A 4,685-nucleotide genomic window follows, 5' to 3' on the forward strand; every position below is an offset into this window, starting at 1 on the left:
CGGCACTCCCCCGGAGTCCCCGTCACCACGAACTTCACCGGGCTGGTGCACAAGCCGATCGACTCCTACCGATGGGCCGCCGAACAAGACGTGGTGAGCCTGGACAGCTACCCCGATCCCCACGACCCACGCGCTCACATCGACGCGGCCTTCGGCTACGACCTGATCAGATCCGCCCGGTCCGGGCAGCCGTGGCTGCTGATGGAGCAGGCGCCGAGCGCGGTGAACTGGCGTGAGCGCAACGCGCCCAAACCGGCCGGCGCCATGCGCCTGTGGAGCTGGCAGGCGGTCGCCCAGGGGGCCGATGCCGTGCTGTTCTTCCAGTGGCGGCAGGCCGCCGGGGGCGCCGAGAAGTTCCACTCCGCGATGGTGCCCCACGGCGGGCCGGGCACCCGGACCCATCGGGAGATCAAGGAGCTGGGCGCGGAGCTCGCGGGTGTCGCAGAGCTGGCCGGCACCCGTGTGCACGCCGATGTCGCGCTGTTGCACGACTGGGACAACTGGCGCGCGGTGGAGGGCGACGCCCATCCCGGCGTCCTCGATCTGTTGGAGACGCACCGGGCGCATTACGCACCCCTCTTCGACGCGCACGTGACCTGCGACGTCGTACCGCCGACCGCTGATCTGTCCGGTTACAAGATGGTCGTGGTGCCGAACCTCTATCTGATGTCCGCGGACGTCGCGGCCCGGCTGACCGGCTACGTGCGAGCCAGCGGCTGCCTGGTGGTGTCGTTCTTCTCCGGCATCGTCGACGAACAAGAGCGGGTCCACCTGGGCGGATATCCGGCGCCGCTCCGCGACGTGCTCGGGCTGCGGGTCGACGAGTTCTGGCCCCTGCCCGTGAACGGGACCGTGCGGCTGGACCTGGCGGGCGAGCGCCGCACCGCGGCGATCTGGTCGGAGTGGATCGAGACCGAAGGCGCCCAGGTCGTCGCGACGTTCGCCGAGGGCGAGCTCGCCGGCCGGCCGGCGGTCACCCGGCACGAGTACGGGGACGGCGTCGCGTGGTATCTGGGCACCCGGCCGGAACCGCCGGCGATGCGCGCGGTGCTCGATCTCGCCCGTGCGGACGCGGGTGCGCCGCCCGTGCTGCCCGATCTGCCGGCCGGTGTGCAGGCCGTCGTACGCAGCGGCGCGGAACACTCCTACCTGTTCCTGCTGAATCACGGGGGTGAGCCGGCCTCCGTCGCGCTTGCGACGCCGGCGGTCGACCTGCTGGGGAATCGCTCGCGAACCGTCGAGGCGGTCGATCTGGCACCCCTCGCGGTCGCGGTCCTCCGGCTCGTCACCAGCCGGTGAGCGGCGCCCCTCCGCCATTCGAGTAGGGGGTACTCATGTGCCGCGGCCGTCGCCGGAGCGATGGTTTGGGCGGGCGGCGCTCAGTCGCCCGGACAGCGGCGCCAGGGGTCGACGGCAGGTCTGCGCCGGTGTGCAGGGTGAGCCGTGCGGAGGGGCAGATGACGGCACAGGACGTGTCCAGCACTCGACGAAACGACACATCGACCATCGCGGAGGCCGCGGGACCACCGAGTCCGCCGGCGCCGCCGGGGCCGGCACCGGTGCTGACCAGCGCGACGCGCGAGATGGCCAAGGCCACCCTGGTGCAGCTGGAGCTCCCTCCGCCGGCCAGCGGGCAGGTAATGATCAAATCCGGGTTCGTACGGCAGCTGGACCTGCGGCCGGGCGAGGTCGACGCGGTACGCGGCCGCCTGCGGGCCGAGGGCACCGCCGCCCGGGCTCAAGGCACCGTGGTGCCGGACTCTCTGCTGGAGCTGCTTGCCTCGTTCGAGCGGCCCGCGCTGCTCTCTCCGCCGCCACCGCCCGGTGACTTCGCCGACGTCTCCGTCGCCGCGCTGCACGCGTTCGGGCAGGCCGTGGTCGACCTGCGGCGCCAAGGCGCCGAACGGCTGGACGAGGTACGGGCCGAAGGCGTGCGGGCGGTGCCCTCGGCCGAAGTCGGCCAGGGCCGGCAGGCGTTGCACAGCGCCGTCGTCGCCGTCAAGGCACTCGAGGTCAATGCGGCGGTGACGCCGATCGGCATGCTGAACCTCGAGCGGCTGGAGATGGCGCCGGCCGGAATCGAACGCGGCGAGCTCATCGCGACCATCCCGCTGGCGCCGCTGGAGGAGACCGCCGTCACCCACAAGGAATGGTCGGTGCAGTCGAAGGAGTTCACCTCGATCGTGACCGACTCGATGGAGAACACCAGCGAGACCGGGGTGACCGACAACACCGAGCTGGCGCAGTCGACGACCTCGCAGGCGCAGCACTCGAACCAGTTCAACATCACCGGAACGGTGTCCGGCGGCATCCCGGTGATCTCCGGATCGTCATCGGCCGGCTTCACCGCCCAGGACTCGAGGTCGCAGTCGGCCACCACCAGCACCAAGCACGCCACGGCCCTGACGAAGAAGGCGTCCGCACGGGCGAAGCAGGAGCACAAGGTCACCATCTCCACCAAGACGGTCACCGGCAGCGAGGAGAGCACGACCAGGAAGCTGCGGAACCCGAGCCCGACCGACCCCGTCCGCATCGACTACTTCAGCATGATGCGCAAGTGGCGGGTGCGGCTCTACCGGCACGGGCTGCGGCTGACCTACGACCTCGTCGTACCCGAGCCCGGGGCCTCGCTGCGGAAGGCGCACAAGGAGCTCGAGGACCTGAAGTCGCAGATCGGGCCGTTCCAGTTCAACGTCCCGCACTACGCGGTCACCGAGCGGGTGCTCGAGGGCGAGTCGCAGCCGCACTACCGGGTGCTGGCCGAACGGTACGGCGCGGTCGTGCCGGATTTCCCGGTACCGCCGCCGGACCCCTATTTCAACGTGACGGCGGACAACACCGACGGAGCAAGGATCTTCACGCCGCCCGCCCTCGACATCCCGAAGGGCTACTGGATCAAGAACCTGAACCTCTGGTTCGCCTCCGAGAGCAGGACCGGCGACTTCAACTACAACCTCAAGGTGCTCGGATCGGAGCTTCCGGAGTTCAACGAGGCCCAGGGCAGTCACGGGCCGATCGACCTGACCACCGAGGAGAACGGGAGGTTCCTCCTGCACGCGACCGGGCCGGTCGCGATCTCGTTCCGCCTGGTGAACAACAGGCAGACTTGGATCAAGGTCGTCGCCACCCTCGAAGAGGCCAAGGGCCAGCAGGCCAGGACCGCCTGGCAGGCCGAGGTGTGGAACGCGCTGCGTGACGCGGCGCAGACCCAGTACTACGAACGGCAGCAGGAGATCGCCACCAAGATCGCCGCACTGGAGGAGAAGCTCGCGAGCGTCGACACCCTGACCCTGCGCCGCGAGGAGAGCGACGAGGTCATGAAGTGCGTGCTCCGCTTCCTGCTCGGACCGGATTTCGACTTCATGCCGCAGGAGGTCATCGACGCGTTCACGGCGGCCGGCGTCGATCTGGCGCACGGCATCGGATTCGACGGCAACGGCCTCGGCCTGAGCGCGCTGCAGTGGGCGACGGTGCGCAAGCACGAGGAGCTGGTGCGTCTCATCAACCAGGCCATCGAATGGGAGAACGTCGTCACCTTCCTGTACTCCTACTTCTGGGACGTGCCGCCCAGCTGGGATTTCGTCCGCCAGATCCAGCACCCGGACGCGACCCGCCAGGCGTTCCTGCGCGCCGGCAGCGCGCGCGTCGTCCTCACCGTGCGCCAGGGCTGGGAGGAAAGGTGGCTCGCCTTCGCCGAAGGCGGTTTCAAGGACTCCGACCCGCCGGTCGAGCCCGATCCGCGATACCTCACCATCGCCCAGGAGATCGCGGCCTATGACAGCCGGAACTACCCGGGCATCCCGCCGGCCAACCCGGGGCGCAGCGCGGTGCGGCTCGAAGAGTCGGTCTACACGACCGCCGCCGTCGCGGTGACGCCCGGGCGGCCGGTGAACATCAAGGTCGAATCGAGCGCCGGTTTCCTGGTCGGAGCGCACGTGGTCATCGACGTCGCCGACGAACGGCGCATCCAGGAGAGCCAGGTGATCATCGCGATCCCCGACTCCACCCACATCGTGGTCGGCGCGCTCGGCAGACCGCACGACGGCACCGCGGCCCCGTTCCCCATCCTTCAGCCGGGCACGAAGGGAGCGTTGATCGCCGAATGGAACGAGTACACCCCGTCCTCCGGTGTCGACATCGCGCTCACCTCCAACCTCGGCACCGTGTCCTAGGGGATGCGCCATGGCCGACCCACTGAACCCCCTGCGCGACGAGGACACCTGCACACTGCTGGCCGAGCGTGACGAGGGGCCCACCACGCTCGAGTACCTCGCGGCCGAGCTGTGGGTCCGTTACCACTTCGAGCGGGAATTCGAGGCCCGCCCGGGCTCGACCTGGGTCACGCACCAGCTGGACCGCATCACCGAGCACTGGGGTACGCCGGCGAAGCCGAAGGGCCAGTCCGCCTATCCACGGGTCACCGCGGAGCCGCCCGACCCGGTGCTCAAGATGGCGTTGCGGGTGCTCGGAGAGGATCTGCGCAATCCGCTGTCGCCGGCCAAGGTGAAACAGATCCGCGAGATGCTCGACCCCGAGTCCGGCACTCCGGCCGTCCGGATCATCGAGGCGATCCGGACGCTCAGTCCCGGAGGCGCGCTCAAGCCCGACATGCTGGGCATCCAGTCGTACGTGCCCGACCTCACGCTCGAGGCGCTGGAGGTCTGCACCCGCAAGACGCAACTCGC

At 69.6% G+C, this 4,685-nt stretch carries 3 protein-coding genes; all 3 read left to right on the forward strand.

Annotated features, from left to right (window positions below; translation table 11 throughout):
• Positions 1 to 1,299: beta-galactosidase (locus HKK72_RS36115; RefSeq protein WP_187238891.1), on the forward strand; the 1,299-nt coding region annotated here is incomplete at its 5' end.
• A 158-nt stretch (positions 1,300 to 1,457) separates the two neighbouring features.
• Positions 1,458 to 4,172, forward strand: coding sequence for a hypothetical protein (locus HKK72_RS36120; RefSeq protein WP_222721586.1), 2,715 nt, complete (start codon positions 1,458 to 1,460; stop codon positions 4,170 to 4,172).
• A 10-nt stretch (positions 4,173 to 4,182) separates the two neighbouring features.
• The coding region (locus tag HKK72_RS36125) for a hypothetical protein (RefSeq protein ID WP_222721587.1) at positions 4,183 to 4,685 on the forward strand (503 nt) is incomplete at its 3' end.

The organism is Actinomadura sp. HBU206391, from assembly GCF_014323665.1.
GTDB lineage: Bacteria > Actinomycetota > Actinomycetes > Streptosporangiales > Streptosporangiaceae > Actinomadura_C.

Excerpts from the sequence above, each read along its gene's own strand:
- HKK72_RS36120 (WP_222721586.1), top strand. The coding sequence starts at position 1,458 with ATGACGGCACAGGACGTGTCCAGCACTCGACGAAACGACACATCGACC.